Genomic DNA, 19,750 nt, shown 5'->3' with positions numbered 1-19,750 from the left:
GAAAGTGATGCTCCAAAAATCGAAAATCGTTGGTTGCGCAAGGGGATGTCGCAACGGACGTCATGAGTTAATACGGTTGAGATGACCGCATGGTTGATGCTGTCTAACCACCAGATGAACTCTCTGTGAACCGGGATCGCGCCAGCGTATGGGGATCGACTACCCTAGACAACCGTGAGCGAGAAGAAGAATACTGAAGTTACTGACGTCCCCGAGCAGCTGCGCATTCGCCGCGAGAAGCGCGCCCGACTGTTGGAGTCCGGCACTGATCCTTATCCGGTGACCGTAGACCGCACGATCTCCCTGCGGGATCTTCGCCAGCAGTTCCAGGTGGTGGCCGAAGGCGAGGAGCCGGCCGCGGAAGAGGGCGTCACCTACCTCAGCGCTGGTGAGGAGACTGACGTTGAGGTGGCCATCGCCGGCCGTCTCATTTTCATGCGCAATACCGGCAAGCTGTGCTTCGCCACCCTGCAGGATGGCGACGGTACCCAGGTGCAGGCCATGCTGTCCCTTGCAGAGGTAGGGGAGGAGCGCCTAGCCGCGTGGAAGTCCGACGTTGACTTGGGTGATTTCATCTCCGTGCGCGGCCGAGTAATTGCCTCGCGCCGCGGCGAGCTCTCCGTCATGGCTAGCGAATGGACCATGGCGGCGAAGTCCTTGCGCCCGCTTCCGGTGTCCTTCGCTGACATGAATGAGGAAACCCGCGTGCGCCAGCGCTACAACGACCTCATCGTGCGCGAGGAAGCCCGCAAGAATGCCATGACCCGCGTCAAGGTCATGCGTGCACTGCGCAACTACCTGGAGGATGAGGGCTTCGTAGAGATCGAAACCCCGATGCTGCAGACCCTCCACGGCGGTGCAGCAGCCCGCCCGTTCGTAACGCACTCCAATGCTTTGGACATTGACCTGTACCTGCGCATCGCGCCGGAGCTCTTCCTTAAGCGCGCCGTCGTCGGCGGCATCGATCGCGTCTTTGAGATCAACCGCAACTTCCGCAACGAGGGCGTCGACCGCTCCCACTCCCCGGAATTCGCCATGCTGGAGACCTACGCCGCGTGGGGCGACTACAACGATTGCGCCCGTACCACCCGCGAGTCCATCCAGTCGGTGGCACGTGCGGTCTTCGGTTCCACCACCGTTACTCTGGCGGATGGCACCGAGTATGACTTCGGTGGTGAAGAGTGGCCGGAGATTGAAATGTATCCCTCCCTCAACGAGGCTCTGCAACGCAAGTTCCCGGGCCAGCCGGAGGTCACCATCGACTCCACCGTCGAGGAGCTGAAGGCGCTTGCCGACGTCATCGGGCTCGACGTCCCGAAGGACGGTGGCTGGGGCCACGGCAAACTGGTGGAAGAGATCTGGGAGGTGCTCTGCGAGGACCAGCTCGAGGGCCCGATCTTTGTGAAGAACTTCCCGGTCGAGACCTCTCCGCTGACCCGCCAGCACCGCTCCCTGCCGGGTGTGACCGAGAAGTGGGATCTCTACGTGCGCGGCTTCGAGCTGGCTACCGGATACTCGGAGCTGGTGGATCCCGTTATCCAGCGCGAGCGCTTTGAGGATCAGGCGCGCTTGGCCGCCGGCGGTGATGAGGAAGCCATGGTCTTGGACGAGGACTTCCTCGCCGCCATGGAGCAGGGAATGCCTCCGACAGCCGGCACGGGCATGGGCATCGACCGCCTGCTCATGGCCCTGACTGGCCTGGGTATCCGTGAGACCGTGCTCTTCCCGATTGTGAAGCCGGAGAAGTAGGCCCGAGGCCAACTCGCACAGAGCTCACCCCGCGGCACATTCCGCGCGCAACGCACAAGCCACCAGCCCCACAGCTGAAGGCTTGTGCGTTGTTGTTTTGCAGCCTCCAGTTTGTCGCCGCAGCGCACATCACTCAGCGAGAAGCCTGCCTGCGTGGAAAATACAAAGCATGAAAAAGCTACTCTCTCTTCTCACACTGCCGCTTGTAACGGCTGGCTTGGTTGCGTGTTCTTCTGATGAAGGAACCGAGGAAACCCATCGATTCGAAGTTGTGGAGTCCTCCGGTTCTCAAAGCAGTGCGCAAAGCTCTGAAAGCGCCGAAGAAAGCGATTCCACAGATCGCGAGCCGGAGTTTGGCTCTCAATCTTCCGGACTCAAAGAGCGCGATGCCGAGGACTTCCGCGCCACTGGGTTCAGGTATGAGACCACGGTTGCTTGGGGAGTGAGGAGCCCAGACGGCAGGGTGTCGTGTTCTCTGACTGAGGGCTCTAAAGGGCCTTGGTGCAGCGTTGGCTTTGAGAACCCGCCTATCCTGCCTGACCCCGAGAACCCGCAATGGGAAGCGAACATGGTTTCCTTCAAAGATGGCGCAGGCTTCTTCCCCAACGGCGTGGTGGATGCCGGCGACCAGGTTCCATCGCAGCAGCTGGGGGAAGGCGAGAAGGTCGAAATAGACGGTGTGGTTTTTGAAGCCCCCAGCGCAGATGAATTCACCGTTCAGGCCCAAGGGCACCAGTTCACCGTGAAATACGGCGGCCAGTTTTCGGCGGATACCTATCCTTTTAAACCGGACTCCAATGGCTATGCGCCCGTGGGTACCGTCTGCGGCGAGGCTGACACCAATTTTGGCCGTCAGAAAGTCTTTGTGCAGACAGACGGGACGAATTGCACGACTGCAATGGACATCGTGGACAAGTACTTCAACTACGAGTGGGACATCAAAGAAATGAACTCTCGCGGAATTTTGGAGCTTGACGGCTGGAAGTGTTCCTACCGAGAACCGGAGTACATTGACATGCCGGATCCGGATGCACGCCGTCTGCACTGCGGTGATTTGTCCGGTAATGGTCGGGTCATTCTTCTCGACGCTGTACACCCAGATGTTCCGAAATACACATATAACTACTAGCGCAGCACTAATTCGTGGGACGATGATTGTTATGAAGAAGCTTCTCTCTATCCTTTCTGCCTCCCTCATGGCCTGCGCCGTGGCTTCGTGTTCTTCCACGAGCGAACCGGCGGGCGATGAGCCACAGTTTCAACAGAACTCAGCCAGCTCCACTAGCTCTGAGTCTGCCTCCAGTAGCTCTACTGAGGCCGCGGCGTCGAGCAGCGCCAAGCCCGATAAAGACAAACCCGGCGGATTGAAGGAACGCGATCCGAAGGACTTTAAGGCCGGCGGTGATCGGGCGAGTATTCCGAACCCCATCCCGGCCGTCAAGAGCCCTGATGGGCGCGTCCTCTGCCTCATTCACGAAGAGACTGACGGCCCAAACTGCAAGGTGGAGTTTGCTGATCCGCCAATCTATCCGGGGCCAGTCATGCAAAGCTGGAGGTCAAACGCGGTGAGCTACCGCAGTGACCGTGGCTTCTTCCCTGTGTGGGCCATCGAGTTCTATAGGCCCACCGAGGTTGAAACGCTCAACGAGGGCGAGACCGTGAGCTTTGACGGTGGAACCTTTGAGGCGCACAGCGGCAATGAGTTCGTGGTCAAGTCGAACGGGCACCACTTCACCGTCAAGGATGATGGACAGTACTACTCCGATACCTTCCCGGCGAAACCGGACGCGGATGGCATTGCCAACACCGGTGCGGTGTGTGGTGAGAGCGGCACGCGTGGTGAAGACACCGGTTTGGTCTACGTGCAAGAGGACGGCACGAATTGCAATGACGCCATGGAATTGTTGGATGAATACGCCAACCATGATTGGCAGGCTGGCGAGGGCGGAAGCCGTGGCCACCTCGAGACTGACCTAGGACACTGTGCATACGGTGCGCCGAAACTGTGGGAGGATACCCCAGAAAACCGGCTGCTGGGCTGCAGCCTGGATAGCGGTGGCAGCGTCGTGGTCATCACGTCCCGCAACATGGAAACGATTCCTTAAAACCCCACCACCTGCCGGGGAGCGAGGAAACCTCGCTGCCCTGGCTCATGTGGCATCCCCGGCTAGCTTGCGAGTACTCTAAACTCCTTGCGCGCTGACATCGGAAGCGTTGGCGCGAGTATCCCCAGAGCAGAGAAAAGAAAGGTGTGGCTGGCCGCATGTCCGCTGAGATTCCCTCCAAGGTAGTCATCAACCTCAGCATCCTGGTGCTGGGAGCGATGGTCATGATTCTCAACGAGACCTCGCTGTCCGTCGCACTACCAGCCATCATGGCGGACTATGGCATCCCCGCCACGAGCGCACAGTGGTTGTTGACGGGATTCATGCTCACCATGGCCGTCGTCATTCCGACCACCGGTTACCTGCTGGAGAGGCTCACCACGCGCCAGATTTTCTTCGCCTCTGCCGGGTTCTTCCTGGCAGGCACCGTGGTGGCGGCCCTTGCGCCGAGCTTCGTCGCTCTGCTCCTCGGGCGCGTCCTGCAAGCAGGCGGGACTGCGTTGATGATCCCCACTCTCATGACCGTGGCCATGACTCTGGTCCCACCGCAGCGCCGCGGCACGGTGATGGGCATTATTTCTGTGGTTATTTCCGTCGCCCCGGCGCTGGGCCCCACGGTCGGCGGGGCAATCCTCAACCGCTTCACCTGGCACGTCATTTTTTGGGCCATGGTGCCGCTCATCGCTCTCATCCTGGTGGCTGGTCTCTGGCGCCTGAGTGATGTGGGTGAGAACCGCGATACCCCACTCGACGGTCCCTCCGTACTTCTTTCTGCTTGTGCATTTGGCGGTCTGATCTATGGTTTGTCTTCGATTGAAAAGATGCTGCAGGGTGGCGCCTGGGTAGACATCGCCGTCACCGTGGTGGGCGTCATCGCGCTCATCGTCTTCATCCGCCGGCAGCGGCGTCTGGCGCTCGAGGATCGTGCACTAATGGATATGCGCCCCTTCCGCGTTCGCAACTTCACGCTCGCGGTGCTCATCCTGGTATTGTCCTTCGGCCTGATGCTGGGAATGGTTACGGTCTTGCCCATCTACCTGCAGACCACCCTGGGCGTCACCGCCTTTGCCACGGGTTTGGCGGTGATGCCGGGTGGAATTCTCCAAGCATTTCTTTCCCCGATTGTGGGCCGACTCTTCGATTCCTATGGCCCGCGCCCGCTCATGATTCCGGGCTCGCTGTTTATGGTGGCCAGCCTGTGGCTCTTGGCCACCTTGGGCGAGAACTCAGCCGTGTGGATGGTTGTGGGCATGCACGTTCTCTTCTCCTTCGGCATGTGCCTGATGATGACGCCGTTGATGACAACAGCGCTGTCCTCGCTTCCGGAGAAGCTGTATTCGCACGGGTCGGCCATCATGAACACCTTCCAGCAACTGGCGGGTGCGATGGGAACGGCCTTCCTCGTTGTCTTCCTCACGCGCGGCACCCAGGCCGGTGTCGCGGCGGGGATGGGACCAGCCGCAGCGACGGCACAGGGAACGCACTGGGCTTTCCTCTTCGCTGGCGTGGCCGGCACCGCCATTGCGGTGATTGCGCCGCTGCTCAAGCGCGTGAATTAGCACAGCGGCATGTTCAGGCGAAGCTCCTCTGCATCCTCGCCCCACACGAGAACGGCGTCGGTCGAGTCCTCGGCGCCCATGTAGAACACCGGCTCGGTGTCGGAAACGTCGTAGCTGCGCACGGTGCACTGTCCGTTGGACAGTTCCTGTGCATCCTGCGTCGGGGCGGCTGCATCGCGCTTGGCGACGTCCCCGTACCGCGCCACGGAGTAGCCCACACCGTCACCAACGCAGGTGATTTTCGCGTCCTGACCATCTTCCGGTTCGCGGGCATCGCAGGTGGCACCGCTGAAGCCTTCCCCGCCGGGACGGGAGCTGATGAGTCCCGGGTGGTCGTCGACAAGCGCCTGCTCCGCCTCGGACCACGCCGGCCGCCCCAAGAAGAACCACAGTAGGCCGCCGATCAGAGCTAAGAGGAGAAGCCCCACGCCGAGCCCGGCGAAGACTTTCTTCTTCGAGGTCGACTTGCGCTTGGTGGAGCCTTTCGCGGGAGCGGGAGCTGCGACCTGCGGTTGGGGCTGCGTTCCCCACCCCTCCTGCGGGGCGGGGGAGTAAGGCTGTTCTGGCTGCCACTGCGGTGTGCCCGTTGCGGCGGTGTTCGTGCCACTGGTATTCGCGCCAGCCGTGTTCGTGCTGGTCGTGCCCGCGCTACGCAGCGAATCAACGACGGCAGCAGCCGAGGGATAGGCGGCAGCTGCGCGGAAGGAAGGGCAGGCGGCGGCGACGATGCGCGCGAGGCGGTCGATTGCTTCTTTCGCTGTTGCGTTGGGAGCTTCGTTAGTTGAGGCTGGTCCGACCGCAGCGAAGAAGGCATTCGAGCGGTTATCGGTCAGGATGATGCGACGCGGATTGAGCGCGCGGATGGCGTAGTTGGCGCGGCCCTTGTTGAGCAGAAAATCGGTGGCGTCTGCCAATGGAGCAAAGACGGCGAGGGCTTCCTCCCGGGACAGGTGGTGCGCGCCAACGCCGGAGGAGGTGAAGTTAGAAAGCTGCTCGCCCGGCAGACTGCGGCGCACAAAGAATTCCTGACCGCTGTTCATCGTGCCTGTGCCCACGATGGGTGCGATGGCGCTGTGCTGTAGCTGCCCCATAATGCCGGACTGGCGGAGTACGCCGCGGTGCTCCGGGGCGTAGATTTCCACGAGCATCTCATCGTGTGAGGGATCTTCTACGAGGAAGAGCGTGGAGTCGGCTCCTTGGTCCAAGACTGCCTTTTGGCGCAGCTGGTGCTGGGTGGTGAAAAATTCTGGGAGCATAGACACGGTGAGGGGAAATCCTTCGCGGAGAGTCGACGATGAGATTTATAGAATCCTCTTCATTCTAAGGGGATGAAGCCTCCATGGCAGGCTGGTGCGTGATGCGGGCTTTCTACTGCCTGTTCGCTACCGGCGTACAGTGCCGTTGCCTGCGGAAACGGGGATTTAGGGGAAGTGGGGAGAAAAATCGTGAATGGAGTGTCCGCCCCGCGCGTTAGAGTGGATGACACATTTAAAGCGAAAGGTAAGAGGTAATGTTCGAGAGGTTTACTGACCGTGCTCGCCGCGTCATCGTTTTGGCGCAGGAGGAAGCACGCATGCTCAACCACAATTACATCGGCACCGAGCACATCCTCCTGGGGCTTATCCATGAAGGTGAAGGTGTAGCAGCCAAGGCCTTGGAGTCCATGGGCATCTCGCTGGAGGATGTCCGCCGTGAGGTGGAAGAGATCATTGGTCAAGGTTCTCAGCCGCACACAGGCCACATCCCATTTACCCCGCGCGCCAAGAAGGTCCTCGAGCTCTCGCTGCGTGAGGGCCTCCAGATGGGGCACAAATACATTGGCACCGAGTTCCTGCTCCTCGGCCTCATCCGTGAGGGTGATGGTGTGGCTGCGCAGGTGCTGACCAAGTTGGGTGCTGACTTGCCGCGCGTTCGCCAGCAGGTTATCCAGCTGCTCTCCGGATATGAGGGCAACGAGGGCGAAGGCAACCAGTCCCAGGGCGGTGCCGGCCCGGTTGGCGCTGGTGCTGGCGCTGGCCAGGGCGGCCGTGGCGGCTCGGGCGGCTCCGGTGAGCGTTCCAACTCTCTGGTGCTGGACCAGTTCGGCCGCAACCTCACCCAGGCTGCGCGCGATGGCAAGCTGGACCCAGTGGTGGGCCGCGATTCCGAGATCGAGCGCATTATGCAGGTGCTGTCCCGCCGCACGAAGAATAACCCGGTGCTCATCGGTGAGCCCGGCGTGGGTAAAACCGCCGTGGTCGAAGGCTTGGCTCTCGATATCGTCAACGGCAAGGTCCCGGAGACCCTCAAGGATAAGCAGCTCTACTCGCTGGACCTGGGCTCCCTGGTGGCCGGTTCGCGCTACCGCGGTGACTTTGAGGAACGCCTGAAGAAGGTGCTCAAGGAGATTAACCAGCGCGGTGACATCATCCTCTTCATCGATGAGATCCACACCTTGGTCGGCGCCGGTGCCGCCGAGGGCGCTATCGACGCCGCGTCGCTGCTGAAGCCGAAGCTGGCCCGTGGCGAGCTGCAGACCATCGGTGCCACCACGCTGGATGAGTACCGCAAGCACATTGAGAAGGACGCCGCTCTCGAGCGCCGCTTCCAGCCGGTCAAGGTGGAAGAGCCTTCTCTCGATGACACCATCCTCATCCTCAAAGGCCTGCGCGATAAGTACGAGGCACACCACCGTGTCTCCTATACCGACGAGGCACTGAAGGCGGCGGCCTCCCTGTCTGACCGCTACATCAACGACCGCTTCCTGCCGGATAAGGCCGTGGACCTCCTCGATGAGGCCGGTGCCCGCATGCGTATCAAGCGCATGACCGCTCCGGAGGGCCTGCGCGAGGTCGATGACCGCATCGCTGAGGTCCGCAAGGAGAAGGAAGCTGCGATCGACGCCCAGGACTTTGAGAAGGCCGCTGGCTTGCGCGATAAGGAGCGCAAGCTGGGTGAAGAGCGCGCGGAGAAGGAAAAGCAGTGGCGTTCCGGTGACCTAGAGGAGATCGCTGAGGTCGGTGAGGAACAGATCGCAGAGGTCCTGGCTCACTGGACTGGCATTCCGGTTCTCAAGCTCACGGAGAAGGAATCCAACCGCCTCCTCAACATGGAGGAGGAGCTGCACAAGCGCATCATTGGCCAGGACGAAGCCGTCAAGGCTGTGTCCCGCGCCATTCGCCGCACCCGTGCTGGTCTGAAGGATCCGCGCCGTCCTTCCGGTTCCTTCATCTTCGCCGGCCCGTCCGGTGTGGGTAAGACGGAGTTGTCGAAGTCCTTGGCTAACTTCCTCTTCGGTTCGGATGATGACCTTATCCAGATCGATATGGGTGAGTTCCACGACCGCTTCACCGCCTCCCGTCTCTTCGGTGCTCCTCCGGGATACGTCGGCTACGAGGAAGGCGGCCAGCTGACGGAGAAGGTCCGCCGTAAGCCGTTCTCCGTGGTCCTCTTCGACGAGATCGAGAAGGCCCACAAGGAGATCTACAACACCTTGCTGCAGGTGCTGGAGGACGGCCGCCTGACCGATGGCCAGGGCCGCATCGTGGACTTCAAGAATACGGTGCTCATCTTCACCTCCAACCTGGGCACCCAGGACATCTCGAAGGCCGTGGGCTTGGGCTTCACCGGCTCCTCGGAGAATGATTCGGATGCGCAGTATGAGCGCATGAAGAACAAGGTCAACGACGAGCTGAAGAAGCACTTCCGCCCTGAGTTCCTCAACCGTATCGATGAGATTGTGGTCTTCCACCAGCTCACCCAGGAGCAGATCGTCGAGATGGTGGAGCTGCTCATCGGACGCGTCGAGAAGCAGCTTTCCGAGCGTGACATGGGCATCGAGCTCACCCAGAAGGCCAAGGATCTTCTTGCCAAGCGTGGCTTCGATCCGGTCTTGGGCGCTCGCCCGTTGCGCCGCACCATCCAGCGCGAGATTGAGGACCAGCTCTCCGAGAAGATCCTCTTCGGTGAAATTGGCGCCGGTGAGATCATCACCGTGGATGTTGAAGGCTGGGATGGTGAGTCCAAGGACAACTCTTCCGCAACCTTTACCTTCACCCCGCGTCCGCGCCCGCTGCCGGAGGACACCTTCGACAAGGAGCTCGAGGAAACCGCCGTGCGCGAGGCCGATGAGGAACTAGCCACCGAGATCGATGAGGGATCCCACGGTCCGAATTCCGATGGTCCTGACACCGTCACCCCGGATGTCCTCGATGAGTCTGGTAGCGACTCCGCCGAGGAATCCCACAACAACGATGGTGATGACGGCAATCCGCCGCCGGCTGGTGCCGGTGCTGGCCAGCCGCTCTAAGCGCTGACTTGGGCCCCGCGCTGGGCCTATAAGGATTAGCCCCGAACCGCATGCGAGTGACACTCCGTGCGGTTCGGGGCTTTCTTTGCGTGACCGGTGGGCGGGACGGCCCGGTGGGCGGCGTGCCCACAACTAGAACAGAATCAGCACACTGTCTCGTGGGATTCGTGTTCTGGGGGCTCGATTTGGATGGTGGAGTGCTCGATGCCATGTTCGCGCAGAACGTGCTGGGCGGCATCTAACAGCGGACCGGTGTCGACGGTGCCGTCGCGCACGATGTGCACGGTCGTGAGAACGTTGACTCCGTCCAGGCTCCACAGGTGCAGGTCATGGATGTCGGCAACGCCTTCGACCCGACGCAGCACGGGTTCGATCACGCTGGCGTCGAAGCCCGCCGGAACCTGCTCGAGCAGAACGCTTGCCGACAACCGCATGAGCTGCCACGCGCGTGGGAGCACCATCGCCGCGATGACTAAAGAGGCGATCACGTCCGCCGCCACAAATCCCGTGGTCAGCACCACGATGCCCGCTACGATCACCGCGACCGAGCCGAGCAAGTCCACCAGTACGTGTAAGAACGCGCCTTCCACGTTGATCGAGGACTCGCGGTGCCGGTGCAGCACCCACGCCGAGAGCGCATTGGCTACCAGGCCGATCACCGCGATGATCAGCATCGCCTTGCCCTGTACCTCGGCCGGGCTCTGCAGGCGGCGCACCGCCTCGACGACAATCCACACTGAGATTGCCAGCACCATTACTGCGTTGGCTAGCGCCGCAAGTACCTCTACTCGCCGGTAGCCGTAGGTGGCCTGGGCTGATGCTTGGCGCCGCCCAACCAACACTGCGATCACCGCAATGATGAGTCCCGCGGCGTCGGAAAGCATGTGCATCGCATCCGCCATCAGTGCCATCGAGCCCGCCAACCATCCGCCGATTAGCTCCGCGAAGAAGACAATGCCGGTAATACTGAGCGCAATCAGGAGCGCGCGCAGCGGCGTGCTGGAGTGATCATGGTCGTGGTGCTCGTGTGCCATGCACTCAGCCTATCACCACCAACGCTTATTGACAATAAAATGAAAACGTATGGCGGCGGGCAAAAGTGTGCGTTCTAGCTCTACTTGGCCACGCCGAGGTCTACCAGAGCTTTCTTTGCTACTTCAGGGTCATCACTCTTGATCATGTACTCAACGATTCCCTTATCATCCGCGAGGATCTCCTGAACAGTGAAGATGGCCTCCAATCGCTGTGCCTTGAATGTGGAACCGCGCGTTGATTCTGCCGGAATCTCAGCGGCGTCCAAGACGGGCTTGCCGTCACGAACGGCGGCGGTGGCAGCAGGATCATCGGTGAAGACTACATAACCAACCTCAGGCGCCTTCGTAGTATCCACGGAACAGTTGGTGCCCTTCGCTTCTGGGGCAGGGGAGTTATCCGCGCCGTAGTAGCTGAACATCACTTCATAATCTGTGCACACTTCCACGAAGTCAGCAATCGGCTCGGGCGCATGGTCGGTAGGAGTGAGGCCGCTTTGAGCGTCGCCAGCAGTATCGCCACCGGTCTCGCCGGCGGTGTCACCGTTGGAAGCCCCGGAATCGGCAGGTGCTTCAGCGGCGGGCTGCGCAGGCGCGGCGGAATCCTCAGACTTGTCACCAAAGAGGGCATCTTTAGCTGCGACGTAACCAATCGCTACCACCACGATGACCGCGATTACTAGCGGAAGGAGCAACAGCTGCTTCTTTACACTGAGGCCTTGCTTCGGGGCATCGGTATGGGAACCTGTCGTGCCTGCGGTGGGGTTCGACGTGGAGGCGGTGCCTGATGCATTCTTCGAAGCTGCGCCTGGGTCTAGTAGTTCGCCATGCTTGATGAAATGGCGGTAGCCATTATCCGCAACTGTCTGGCCTTCTTTGATGTGTGATGTGTCTTCCGCCCCGTTAAGGTGATCGGGCGAACCCGGGTATGCAAGTCGGCTCATTATTCAGTCCACCACCGTGAATCAATATCGGAATACAGGGAGCGCATCGACTCAACGTGCTCTTCAAAGCTATTGCGATTGAGACGGTGCTTGTTTTCTTTCCACCGCTTAAAAAGCTCCTCCGAAGACACCGCGCGCGAGGCCTCCGTTCGTGCCTCCCGGCCTGCGGTCAGGGCCCACTGGGCGGCAAACTGCACGCGACGCGCGGCCTTTTCCGTGAACCCGCTCCACACTTTGTATGTGTTGTAGAGTTGAGCCACGACGGCCCAGCTATCCTGGTAGGGCAGAACTGTGACGTTGCCCAGGTTGTCAAGTTCAAGGAACTCAAAATGAGATGGATCCTTCTTATCGGCGGTCACGAGGATCCTTCGGTTGGTGACAAACGCGGCACCATCCACCCCGCTAGCTTTCGTGGCGGCGGCTTCCAGCACAATCTCGTCGACACCAAGGCCTTCTACAACGGCTGCGGCGGCAGCGTGCACAATCTCGGAATCACCAGCACGTTTAAGCGCAGCACCGAGATCTGGCCGGTCTGTCAATGCAATTTGGGGTCCTGTCATGCACACGAGACTAACAACACATCAAAAACTGTGACTGGGTGCGCTGAATTATGGTGTAGATCACCCCCAGCATAGGGGTGATGGATGGGGCACCACGGAACCGTGCCAGAAACCTCGGTACGTTGTGTGGGTATGAGCTCAACGTTCACGCCAGCAAAGTTTGATGATACTTGGATCTACCGCCTTACAAAGTTCCCGTGGCCGGAACCGGCGCCGAGCAAAGATGAGGTGCGCCGACACTCTTGGGGAATGACGTACAAGAGCAATAAGGCGTTTGCGACCCCGCTAGGGGTTGAGGCCATCAACGCAAGGGCGGCCAAGTACTACAAAACATCTCTCGAGCAAAACTGGGGGGTCACTGGTGCACAGGAAGCGTATCAGGTTATTGATGCTCTGCTCGAAGGTGGCCAGCACGTGGAAAATGACCTGGTTTTACCCCTCGCATACGCCGTGAAGAACGTCCCCGAGCGCGAGCTAGATGCGGAAGTGGAGGAAAAGGTCGAGTTCCTCAAAGACTTCTTTATTGCCCAAGGCGCGGATCCGCGCCTTGGAGAACATAAGTTCCGCTACCTCGTGAGGATGTTGCGCTCGGAGGGCTTTGCCAAAGCAGCAGCCCCGGCACTGCCCACCACTACGCGCGCATGGGACATAATCCGTGTTCACGCTGTTGGTGGCCCGGCAACGGAGCTGGGGTGGATCTCTCCAGAAGAGTTCCTTCAGATTTCGGACAAGGCCGTGGCGACCCTGCAGCGCTACTTCGTGTCGTGGGCTGACGTAGCCGCAAGTTTCTGGTGGGGCCGAATGATCTGGGCGAGTGATGGTGAGCCCGACGTCACCGCTGCGATGAAGGATCAATCGCAACGGCTCACCGAGCTGCTCGCACACAGTGATTCGCCTTGGGTGCGCGTGCCCTTGCACGACATCCAGGCCGAGGAGCCATTCTCATCCTTGGGTGGTTTGCACTAAGTCTTAGGAAGCCTGGCAGTTAGAGGGTGCGGGGACATCCTTGAAGCGATCGATCAGATAGTCCACGCCGCGCGGAACCGAGTTGATGATGCCAACGGCGTGGTTGGCCCCGGAGTGGGGAAGAACGTCGACGGGGTCGGCGGCGTCAAACTGGACGGTGCCGCCGAGTGAGCAGTAGCTACCGGCCATCGCGCGAGCTTGCTCGTAGGGGATGAGGTCATCGGTGGGGGAGTTCATGACCAGCATCGGGGCGTTGAGGGCACGCTGGCCCAGTCGTTGCTCCGCAAGCATCTGGGCGGCAGCCGGTTTGCGGCGCACAAGTTCGCCGAAGGACTCGCCCGTCTTGGTCAGCTGGCTGGTGCGGGTAAAGCCCCACGTCGCAATCGAATCACCAATGCAGGCGTGGGCGGCGCTGGCAAGGAAGTGCATGCCGCGCGGGTTCATCTCGGTGACGACCTCGTTATAAAACTCAGGGCTGCGCTCCGCATAGCCGTTGATGGCATAGCCCAACACGTGAACGATGGAGGAGCCATCGACCGCGTTCATGACCTCGAAAAGATCGGCCGGCGGGGCACCGGCGTAGGTGCCCTTGACGTTGAGCTCCGGTGCATAGGTTTCCGCGTACTCGGCTGCGGCCGCGGCCGCACCGCCTCCTTGGGAATAGCCAGCAAAACCCACGGGGGCATCGGCCGGCGCGTTCGCGTGGCGGAGGGCGGCGCGGGCGGCGTCGAGAACCGCGTGTGCTTCCTCGATGTGGTTGACATAGGTGTGGTGACCTGGTGTGCCGAGTCCAACCAGGTCGGTCGTGACCACGCGCACGCCCTGTTGCGCGGCGTATTGGTACAGCGCGTACTCGTAGTTCATATTGAGCGTGACCTGATTGGCCGGACCCAGCGCGACGTTGCCCACCGACTGCGTGGCATTGGACGGAGCGCACTGGTCGCCCGCGCCGCGGGTGCCGGGTGCGAAGATGATGGTGGGGCGCTCACCCGGGCCGCTCCAGGCAGCGGAAGGCTCGTAGATGACGCCGGTGACGGTGGTGGGGGAGCCGTCCATGAGCGTGGACTCATAGGAGATCTTCTCCGCAGTGACGCCGGAGACGCCTGCGAGGTGGTCAATCGGATGGGCGGAGGTCGGCGTGCCGGGTGTAGCCGATGCTGTGACGGGCAGCAGCGCAGAAGCCGCCAGCGTAAGGGCCGCCACGAGTGCGCGAGGAGAGATTAGATTCATGCCGTAAGGGTAATCGCTCTGTCGCCGGTGCGCAGCGACTTCGCTGCGCTGAGACGTCGCTGCGCTAAGCTAGCGCGCATGGGCATTTATTTTCGCAAGCGCAAGAAGACCGGAAAAAATAGCTGGATCAATCTCTCCGGCTCCGGTGCCTCGATGTCAACAAAGGTCGGTCCCGTGACCTTTAACTCCCGCGGCGGCATGTGGGTCAATCTTCCAGGTGGACTGAACTTCCGGGGGCGCTGGCGCTAATGACTTCTCACCCCAGCAGCGACTATGTCCGTATGGGGTACGAGGCCGACGTCGTCCTGCGCCTAGGCATGATGCTCATGGGTGCGGGAACGTCCGGCTACCGCGTGCTGCGCGGCATGAAACGTGCCGCTCGCGCGCTCGGCTTTGATCGGCTCGACGCCAACGTTGGCGTCACACAGATCACCTGTACGTTCCACCGTGGCCGCGACTTCCGCACGGTGGTGGCGCAGCAGCATTCACCGGCTGTCGATGCTTCCCGGATCGAAGCCCTAGAGGACCTGACCCACCACCGGCTGTACGCGGGCATCACGGCGGAAGAACTCACAAAGATGCTCGACGTCATCGAGGCCAACGTGGTCAAGCGGTGGAACCGCTGGCTCCTAGCTGCGGCGGCGTCCATTGCGTGCGCCTCTTTCGCGGTCCTGAACTTCTTTACGCCGCTGGCGATTCTGCTGGTGGCCCTCGCTGCCTTTTGTGGTCAGCTCACCCGCGCGGTTCTGCACAGCAAGCACGTCCACCAACTGGGGTGCATCGTGGCAGCCGGAACGGTGGCCAGTCTCGTGTACTTCTTCACCACCGAGGCCGTGGCCGCCGCCGGGGTGGCGGACCCGTCAGAGTTTTCCTCGGGCTACGTGGCCGCGGTGCTCTTCCTCATTCCCGGCTTCCCGCTGTTCTCCGCGCTCATTGACCTCGCGCGCTTCGACTTCGAGGCCGGGCTATCCCGCCTGACCTATGCGCTGACGGTGATCACCGCCGCCACCTTTACCGTGGCCCTAGTCAGCTGGACCACGGAGCTCACTCCGGAACCGGGCATCCCCGACTATGCGCCGGTGTGGTACCTCGCCGCCGCGGCGGCCAGCTTCTTGGGCATTTCCGGATTCGCGTTCCTCTTTAATTCCTCGCGCCGCATGGTGCTCGTGGCGGCCGCGGTGGGCACGGTGGCCAACCTCGTTCGCCTTATCCTTATCGGGGTCGGGGCCACAAGCTACGTCGGCGCGTTCGCCGGCGGTCTCATCGTGGGGCTTTTGGGCGCGGTGGCCTCCAAGCGCGCGCATCTACCGCGCATCACCACGACGGTGCCGGCGTCCGTCATCATGATCCCGGGAACCTCCATGTTCCGCACGGTTTATCACCTTAATGTTGGCAACATGGACCAGGCGTTGAACAACTTCGCCACTGCCTCGATGGCCGTGGCGGCCATTGGTTGCGGGCTCATCCTCGCCCGCCTGCTGACTGACCGCGATTGGACCTTCGGTCACCTCATCGATTTCTCGCACGTGCCTAGTGCGGCAGGTGAAACAGGCCCTGCTCGTTGATGTCCATTAGGCCATCCTCGATAAGCGAGGCCTGCGCCCGCGAGCGCTGCGCCGCGTCCGGCCACACCGCATCCAGGTCGGCTTGGCTCACTGGGTGGGGTGAGCCGCGGAGGACGTCGAGAAGCAGCCCGCGCACCTGCCGGTCCGTGCCGGTGAACTTCTGCACGCGCTTCTTTGCCCGCGCCGCTTCCTCCTCGCTGGGTTCCGGACAGCCCGCGAGCTGCCACGCGCACGAGGCCTTGATGGGGCAGGCGGCGCAGTCGGGGTTCTTGGCTGTGCACACCAGTGCACCGAGCTCCATGAGCGCGGCGGAAAAACGTGGCCCATTTTCTTCCGGAAGCAATGCTTCCACCTGTGCCAGCTCGCGTTTTGTGGGAGGCGGCGCGAGGAAGCGGCCCTCCTCGGCACGGGCATAGACGCGGCGCACGTTGGTATCCACCACCGGGACGTTGTAGCCAAAATGGAAGCACGCCACGGCGCGCGCGGTGTACTCACCGATCCCGGGCAACGCCAAGAGCTTGTCGACGTCCCCCGGAACCGCCCCCTCACCAATCTCCTTCGCGCACTCCCACAAGCGCAGCGCGCGGCGCGGGTAGCCCAGCTTTCCCCAAGCGCGCAGTACGTCCGCTTTGGACGCCGCCGCGAGGTCGTGTGGGGTGGGCCAGCGGCGCATCCACTCCTCCCACTGTGGGGCCACGCGTGCGACGGGGGTCTGTTGGCTCATGACCTCGCTTAAGAGCACACCCCACGCTGAGGTGCCCGGCCGGCGCCACGGTAGGGGACGCTCATGGGCATCGAACCATTCCACGACAGCTTGGGTATCCATAGGCATCTCAGTGTAGGGCGGTGGGGACTAGAGTAAGAATCATGCCTTTAGTAGATGTCCCTCAAAACCCACAGAAGGTGTGGGAAGCCCTCCAGGAAGGTAACCACCGCCTGGTGACGGGTAACCTCATCGACGTTAACCAAGACGCGAAGCTGCGCGCTGGCCTGACTCAGGGCCAGGACCCACGCGTCATCGTGCTGGCCTGCTCCGATTCCCGCGCGCCCATTGAGCACGTGTTCAACATTGGTTTCGGCGATGCCTTCGTCATCCGCACCGCCGGTCACATCCTGGACAGCGCGGTGATGGCGTCGCTGGACTATGCCCTGGAGAATCTCAAGGCCAACCTGCTCGTGGTGATGGGGCATCAGTCCTGCGGTGCGGTGGGCGCAGCCGCGGACTTCCTGGCGGGCGGCGATCTGCCGACGGGCCTGCAGCGTCCGATCATTGAGCGTGTGGCCGCTGCCTCGATGGTGGCCAAGCGTGATGGCCGCGAGGAACTCGCCGATTTTGAGCGCGAGAATACCGCGCAGACAGTCTCCCAGATCATTTCTGACGTTCCGGCTGCGCGCCAGCTTCTCGACGCCGGCACGCTCGGCATCGTCGGCCTGCGCTACCTCCTAGAGGATTCCAGCGTGGAGACCGTCGTCCTGCACGGCGTTCACTAGGCTCGCCGGCTGGCCCGGGCACTGGGCGGGACTAAGCGCATAGAAGTCGCTGCTCAAGACACGCGGCCCCGGGCTGGCCCGGGTTGGGCTCTAGTCCCCTTAAACTAAGAGCTGTGACTGAGCCATCCCGTACCCCGAAGCAGCTGCCGCGAGAGATTTACCTGCGTCGCCGCATCGCCGCGCTCGTGGCGATTCTGGTACTCGTGGTCATCCTTATTTGGGCTGCTACCGCGCTCTTTAGCGGTTCGAAGGAGGACCCGGGAGCCGAGTCGCAGCAGGCGGCGGCGTCGGGAACTCTGACTCCGTCGGAGGATGCAACCTCGGCGGTGGAGACGACGGAATCCACTGCGTCTGAGGAATCCACCGAGCCCGAGGCGGGGGAGGCGGACAAAGAAGAACCGACCTCCGAGGCAAAGCCAGCTGAGCTCACCGTTGATCCATCCAAGACAACGTGTTCCCTCCAAGACCTTAAAGTGATGGCCAAGACCAACGAGGACAGCGTCCCCGCTGGAAAGATGCCCACGTTCTACTTGGAGGTATTTAACCCGACGACGGAGGACTGCTCCATCGATCTCGATGAAGAGCAGCTGCGTTTCGAGGTCTACAAGATGGGCTCGAACGAACGCGTGTGGTCCGATACCGATTGCTATGCCTCGGTAGAAACCGGCAAGCAGACTTTCAAGTCCGGTGAGACGCGCTACTTCCAGGCGGATTGGTCCCGCAAGCGCTCCGAGCCGGGCCAGTGCACCGAGCGCGAGGAAGCCGAGCCGGGCGCTTACTTCCTGCATACTGTCATCGGGGAAAACTACTCCCCAGCGTTGCCGTTCAACTTGCTTTAAGCGCTGCAATCGCCTCGCTCAGGGTTGCGGCTTGGCGCACCTGTATGCCGCCGCCGACATCTACCTTTCCGGGCGGGACGATGGCGTAGCGGTAACCCAAGCGGGACGCTTCTGCCAAGCGGCGGTCTAGGTTCGGTACGCGGCGAACTTCGCCGGCCAAGCCCACCTCGCCGATGACCACCGTCTTCGGTGGTAGCGGCTGCTCGTGCAAGGAAGACCACGTGGCGAGCGCTACGGCAAGATCCGTCGCCGGCTCTTGAATCTTCATGCCGCCCACCGTGGCCACGTAAGCGTCCTTATCGTTGGTGCGTTCACCGGCGCGGGCCTGCAGTACGGCGAGCACCATCGGGACACGGTTGGCATCGAGCCCCGTGACCACGCGCCGCGGGTTCTTCGCCACGGGGTCGACGGTCAGCGCCTGCACCTCGGCCAGGATGGGGCGCACACCATCCATGGCGACGGTCACCGCCGAGCCGTCTGGGGTGCTGCCGCGGTGCGAGAGGAAGAGGCCGGAAGGGTCCGCCACCTCCCGGATGCCGGCGGCGGTTTGCTCAAAACAGCCCATCTCATCGGTGGCGCCGAAGCGGTTCTTGAGTCCCCGAAGCAGACGCAGGGAGGATTGGCGGTCACCTTCAAAGTTCAACACGACGTCCACGAGGTGTTCGAGCACGCGCGGGCCAGCGACGTTGCCGTCCTTGGTCACGTGTCCGACGAGGAGAATGGGGATTCCGGTGGTTTTGGCCAGCGTGGTCAGGGCTGCGGTCACCGCACGCGACTGTGCCACGCCACCGGCTACGCCCTCCACCCCGGCTGCGTGCATGGTTTGGACGGAGTCCACGATGAGGAGGCTGGGCTTGAGCTGCTCGACGTGACCAAAGACGACATCCAAATTCGATTCGGCCGCGAGGTAGAGCGTCTCGTGCAAGGCCCCGGTCCGCTCGGCTCGGGCGCGGACCTGCCCGGCGGATTCCTCGGCCGTGGCATAGAGGGCGGTGCGGCCCAGTTGCGCCCAGCGGGAGGCGACCTCCAATAACAAAGTGGATTTTCCGACTCCCGGCTCACCCGCCATGAGCACCACCGAACCGGGAACGATGCCGCGGCCAAGAACGCGATCGAGCTCCCCGATGCCAGTGTTGAGGGCCTTCGTGGCGGCAGCGCCCACCTTCGTAATCGGAACCGCTGGGCTCGTCGGTGTCAGGCCGGTTGGTCGGCGTCCAGACACAGCGGCCTGGGCCGCGGTGCTGCTTTCTGACGCCGCGGTTTCCTGCAACGTTCCCCATGAACCGCACTCGGGGCAGCGGCCAAGCCACTTGGGGGAGACGAAGCCGCATTCAGAGCACGTGTGGACGGGACGAACCTTTTTTGCCATGCCCATCACTCTAGTAAGTGGTGTGGACATTCACGTCGCGGGCAGGATCGCACC

General features: G+C 61.9%; 17 protein-coding genes. 10 read left to right on the top strand and 7 right to left on the bottom strand.

What is annotated here, in order from left to right:
• The first annotated feature begins 174 nt into the window (after positions 1-174).
• The 4 genes from lysS (at position 175) to HMPREF2760_RS07130 (ending at position 5,413) form a co-directional block, all read left to right on the top strand.
• Positions 175-1,749 carry a lysine--tRNA ligase gene (lysS, locus tag HMPREF2760_RS07145; RefSeq protein ID WP_070522747.1) on the top strand — a complete coding sequence of 525 codons (1,575 nt, stop codon included), beginning with the start codon at positions 175-177 and terminating at the stop codon, positions 1,747-1,749.
• A gap of 169 nt (positions 1,750-1,918) precedes the next feature.
• Positions 1,919-2,878 carry a hypothetical protein gene (locus HMPREF2760_RS12745; protein WP_070532267.1) on the top strand — a complete coding sequence of 320 codons (960 nt, stop codon included), beginning with the start codon at positions 1,919-1,921 and terminating at the stop codon, positions 2,876-2,878.
• 31 nt (positions 2,879-2,909) lie between these two features.
• Positions 2,910-3,854, top strand: coding sequence for a hypothetical protein (locus HMPREF2760_RS07135; RefSeq protein WP_070522753.1), 945 nt, complete (start codon positions 2,910-2,912; stop codon positions 3,852-3,854).
• A 158-nt stretch (positions 3,855-4,012) separates the two neighbouring features.
• A complete protein-coding gene (locus HMPREF2760_RS07130; RefSeq protein ID WP_070523012.1) occupies positions 4,013-5,413 on the top strand; it encodes an MDR family MFS transporter in 1,401 nt (466 codons plus the stop codon).
• On the opposite strand, the gene HMPREF2760_RS07125 is transcribed toward HMPREF2760_RS07130, so the two are convergent.
• The gene (locus HMPREF2760_RS07125) at positions 5,410-6,669 is read right to left on the bottom strand and encodes a serine/threonine protein kinase (protein WP_070522755.1); all 1,260 of its coding nucleotides are present in this window, start codon (positions 6,667-6,669) and stop codon (positions 5,410-5,412) included. The genes HMPREF2760_RS07130 and HMPREF2760_RS07125 overlap by 4 nt on opposite strands.
• Positions 6,670-6,923: 254 nt before the next feature.
• On the opposite strand from HMPREF2760_RS07125, the gene HMPREF2760_RS07120 reads away from it, so the two are divergent.
• A complete protein-coding gene (locus HMPREF2760_RS07120) occupies positions 6,924-9,701 on the top strand; it encodes an ATP-dependent Clp protease ATP-binding subunit (RefSeq protein ID WP_070522758.1) in 2,778 nt (925 codons plus the stop codon).
• 143 nt (positions 9,702-9,844) lie between these two features.
• Here HMPREF2760_RS07120 and HMPREF2760_RS07115 read toward each other — a convergent pair whose 3' ends face one another.
• The 3 genes from HMPREF2760_RS07115 to HMPREF2760_RS07105 form a co-directional block, all read right to left on the bottom strand.
• Entirely contained in the window at positions 9,845-10,735 is an 891-nt protein-coding gene (locus HMPREF2760_RS07115) for a cation diffusion facilitator family transporter (RefSeq protein WP_070522760.1), read from the bottom strand.
• An 80-nt stretch (positions 10,736-10,815) separates the two neighbouring features.
• Positions 10,816-11,676 carry a hypothetical protein gene (locus HMPREF2760_RS07110; RefSeq protein ID WP_070522763.1) on the bottom strand — a complete coding sequence of 287 codons (861 nt, stop codon included), beginning with the start codon at positions 11,674-11,676 and terminating at the stop codon, positions 10,816-10,818.
• Entirely contained in the window at positions 11,676-12,236 is a 561-nt protein-coding gene (locus HMPREF2760_RS07105) for a hypothetical protein (RefSeq protein WP_070596948.1), read from the bottom strand. Before HMPREF2760_RS07105 ends, HMPREF2760_RS07110 begins: the two co-directional genes overlap by 1 nt.
• Before the next feature lie 249 nt (positions 12,237-12,485).
• Between HMPREF2760_RS07105 and HMPREF2760_RS07100 the strand changes: the two genes are divergently transcribed.
• Entirely contained in the window at positions 12,486-13,202 is a 717-nt protein-coding gene (locus tag HMPREF2760_RS07100; RefSeq protein ID WP_232755617.1) for a DUF1266 domain-containing protein, read from the top strand.
• A gap of 3 nt (positions 13,203-13,205) precedes the next feature.
• Here the strand turns inward: HMPREF2760_RS07100 and HMPREF2760_RS07095 are convergent, their stop codons facing one another.
• Positions 13,206-14,432: a lipase family protein gene (locus HMPREF2760_RS07095; protein WP_070522772.1), complete on the bottom strand. Its 1,227-nt coding sequence runs from the start codon at positions 14,430-14,432 to the stop codon at positions 13,206-13,208.
• Between the two features lie 78 nt (positions 14,433-14,510).
• On the opposite strand from HMPREF2760_RS07095, the gene HMPREF2760_RS12560 reads away from it, so the two are divergent.
• Entirely contained in the window at positions 14,511-14,681 is a 171-nt protein-coding gene (locus HMPREF2760_RS12560; protein ID WP_083299135.1) for a DUF4236 domain-containing protein, read from the top strand.
• Positions 14,681-15,997 (top strand): threonine/serine exporter family protein, encoded by a 1,317-nt coding sequence (locus HMPREF2760_RS07090; protein ID WP_070522775.1) that lies wholly within the window; start codon positions 14,681-14,683, stop codon positions 15,995-15,997. The genes HMPREF2760_RS12560 and HMPREF2760_RS07090 overlap by 1 nt, the downstream gene beginning before the upstream one ends.
• On the opposite strand, the gene HMPREF2760_RS07085 is transcribed toward HMPREF2760_RS07090, so the two are convergent.
• Complete coding sequence (locus tag HMPREF2760_RS07085) at positions 15,963-16,823, bottom strand: HhH-GPD family protein (RefSeq protein WP_070596947.1); 861 nt, start codon at positions 16,821-16,823, stop codon at positions 15,963-15,965. The genes HMPREF2760_RS07090 and HMPREF2760_RS07085 overlap by 35 nt on opposite strands.
• Before the next feature lie 41 nt (positions 16,824-16,864).
• Between HMPREF2760_RS07085 and HMPREF2760_RS07080 the strand changes: the two genes are divergently transcribed.
• Complete coding sequence (locus HMPREF2760_RS07080) at positions 16,865-17,488, top strand: carbonic anhydrase (RefSeq protein ID WP_049154728.1); 624 nt, start codon at positions 16,865-16,867, stop codon at positions 17,486-17,488.
• Positions 17,489-17,601: 113 nt separating this feature from the next.
• On the top strand, positions 17,602-18,327 hold the full coding sequence (locus HMPREF2760_RS07075) for a hypothetical protein (protein ID WP_049154729.1): 726 nt from the start codon (positions 17,602-17,604) through the stop codon (positions 18,325-18,327).
• Here HMPREF2760_RS07075 and radA read toward each other — a convergent pair.
• Positions 18,314-19,696 carry a DNA repair protein RadA gene (radA, locus tag HMPREF2760_RS07070; RefSeq protein ID WP_049154761.1) on the bottom strand — a complete coding sequence of 461 codons (1,383 nt, stop codon included), beginning with the start codon at positions 19,694-19,696 and terminating at the stop codon, positions 18,314-18,316. The genes HMPREF2760_RS07075 and radA overlap by 14 nt on opposite strands.
• Positions 19,697-19,750: the final 54 nt, after the last annotated feature.

Source organism: Corynebacterium sp. HMSC065D07, assembly GCF_001810695.1.
Taxonomy (GTDB): Bacteria; Actinomycetota; Actinomycetes; order Mycobacteriales; family Mycobacteriaceae; genus Corynebacterium; species Corynebacterium hesseae.
This window is presented reverse-complemented; position numbering and strand designations above follow the sequence as displayed.